The 2,907-nt window shown below is 50.4% G+C and carries 1 rRNA gene and 1 other annotated feature (1 of these 2 cut by a window edge); the gene reads right to left on the bottom strand.

The features are described 5' to 3' along the window. Window positions 1-4 precede the first annotated feature (4 nt). Window positions 5-120: ribosomal RNA gene (gene rrf / locus OCL06_RS16150) — 5S ribosomal RNA — on the bottom strand. Between the two features lie 182 nt (window positions 121-302). After that, window positions 303-2,907 (bottom strand) — a sequence feature (most likely nonfunctional fraction of RNA operon); it runs 1,674 nt beyond the window's last position.

Genomic DNA, 2,907 nt, shown 5'->3' with positions numbered 1-2,907 from the left:
AGGAGCTTGGCGATGTGCTACTCTCACATGGGGAATCCCCACACTACCATCGCCGCTAACATGTTTCACTTCTGAGTTCGGAATGGGATCAGGTGGTGCCACGTCGCTATTGTCGCCAAGCAAAAAACTGACTGCAAGTCACCCTGAACTTGTTTCAGGGCCTCCTGCTATTACTGACTAAGTCAGTAACTTAACAATTTGGGAAAGTCTGATATTTCAATCTGTTGAGTAACTTACTACTCTACTTGTTGCTAGCTTGTCGTCATACAACTCTCAAAAGCATAAAGCTTCTTGGGCGTTGTATGGTTAAGCCTCTCGGGCAATTAGTACAGGTTAGCTTAACGCCTTACAACGCTTCCACATCCTGCCTATCAACGTCATAGTCTATAACAACCCTTCCAGAGCTTAAAGCTCAGGGATGACTCATCTTGGGGCTCGCTTCCCGCTTAGATGCTTTCAGCGGTTATCGATTCCGAACATAGCTACCGGGCAATGCCTTTGGCAAAACAACCCGAACACCAGCGGTTCGTCCACTCCGGTCCTCTCGTACTAGGAGCAGCTCCCCTCAATCATCCAACGCCCACACCAGATAGGGACCGAACTGTCTCACGACGTTCTAAACCCAGCTCGCGTACCACTTTAAATGGCGAACAGCCATACCCTTGGGACCGACTTCAGCCCCAGGATGTGATGAGCCGACATCGAGGTGCCAAACACCGCCGTCGATATGAACTCTTGGGCGGTATCAGCCTGTTATCCCCGGAGTACCTTTTATCCGTTGAGCGATGGCCCTTCCATACAGAACCACCGGATCACTATGACCTACTTTCGTACCTGCTCGACGTGTCTGTCTCGCAGTTAAGCTAGCTTATGCCATTGCACTAACCTCACGATGTCCGACCGTGATTAGCTAACCTTCGTGCTCCTCCGTTACTATTTGGGAGGAGACCGCCCCAGTCAAACTACCCACCAGACACTGTCCTCAATCCCGATAAGGGACCTAAGTTAGAACATCAAACATACAAGGGTGGTATTTCAAGGTCGGCTCCACATCATCTGGCGACGATGTTTCAAAGCCTCCCACCTATCCTACACATGTAGGTTCAATGTTCAGTGCCAAGCTGTAGTAAAGGTTCACGGGGTCTTTCCGTCTAGGTGCGGGTACACAGCATCTTCACTGCGATTTCAATTTCACTGAGTCTCGGGTGGAGACAGCGTGGCCATGGTTACACCATTCGTGCAGGTCGGAACTTACCCGACAAGGAATTTCGCTACCTTAGGACCGTTATAGTTACGGCCGCCGTTTACCGGGGCTTCGATCAAGAGCTTCGCTTACGCTAACCCCATCAATTAACCTTCCGGCACCGGGCAGGTGTCACACCCTATACGTCCACTTTCGTGTTTGCAGAGTGCTGTGTTTTTAATAAACAGTCCCAGCCACCTGGTCACTGCGGCCACCAAAAGCTTACGGAGTAAATCCTTCACCTTCAGTGGCGTACCTTCTCCCGAAGTTACGGTACTATTTTGCCGAGTTCCTTCACCCGAGTTCTCTCAAGCGCCTTAGTATTCTCTACCTGACCACCTGTGTCGGTTTGGGGTACGGTTCATATAATCATAAGTTTAGAAGCTTTTCCTGGAAGCAGGGCATCAACAACTTCACTCCCTTGGGAGCTCGTCTCGCGTCTCAGCTTTATCGACCCGGATTTACCTAAGTCAACGGCCTACTCGCTTTCACCTGGACAACCAACGCCAGGCTTGCTTAGCCTTCTCCGTCCCTCCATCACTGATTATATAAGTACGGGAATATTAACCCGTTTCCCATCGACTACGCATTTCTGCCTCGCCTTAGGGGCCGACTTACCCTGCCCTGATTAGCATGGGACAGGAAACCTTGGTCTTCCGGCGTGGGGGTTTTTCACCCCCATTATCGTTACTCATGTCAGCATTCGCACTTGTGATATGTCCAGCAAGCTTCTCAACTCACCTTCATCCACTTACACAACGCTCCCCTACCCAATACGATAAATCGCATTGCCGCAGCTTCGGTATATTGCTTAGCCCCGTTACATCTTCCGCGCAGGCCGACTCGACTAGTGAGCTATTACGCTTTCTTTAAAGGGTGGCTGCTTCTAAGCCAACCTCCTAGCTGTCTGTGCCTTCCCACATCGTTTCCCACTTAGCAATATTTGGGGACCTTAGCTGGCGGTCTGGGTTGTTTCCCTCTCCACGACGGACGTTAGCACCCGCCGTGTGTCTCCCGGATAGTTCTCATTGGTATTCGGAGTTTGCAAAGGGTTGGTAAGTCGGGATGACCCCCTAGCCTTAACAGTGCTCTACCCCCAATGGAATTCGTCCGAGGCTCTACCTAAATAGATTTCGGGGAGAACCAGCTATCTCCCGGTTTGATTGGCCTTTCACCCCCAGCCACAGGTCATCTCCTAACTTTTCAACGTTAGTGAGTTCGGTCCTCCAGTTGATGTTACTCAACCTTCAACCTGCCCATGGCTAGATCACCGGGTTTCGGGTCTATACCTAGCAACTAATCGCGCAGTTAACACTCGCTTTCGCTACGGCTCCGCTATTCGCTTAACCTTGCTACTAAATATAAGTCGCTGACCCATTATACAAAAGGTACGCAGTCACACCACGAAGGTGCTCCTACTGCTTGTACGTATACGGTTTCAGGTTCTATTTCACTCCCCTCACAGGGGTTCTTTTCGCCTTTCCCTCACGGTACTGGTTCACTATCGGTCAGTTAGGAGTATTTAGCCTTGGAGGATGGTCCCCCCATATTCAGTCAAGATAACACGTGTCCCGACCTACTCGATTTCACTACAAAAGATCCTACGTGTACGGGGCTATCACCCTGTATCGCGCCACTTCCCAGAGGCTTCCACTAAATCTTAA

Origin of the sequence: Alteromonas salexigens (assembly GCF_025628895.1) — a bacterium.
Taxonomy (GTDB): Bacteria; Pseudomonadota; Gammaproteobacteria; order Enterobacterales; family Alteromonadaceae; genus Alteromonas; species Alteromonas salexigens.
The sequence above is the reverse complement of the archived record's forward strand: the minus strand, read 5'-3'. Positions and strand labels throughout refer to the sequence as shown.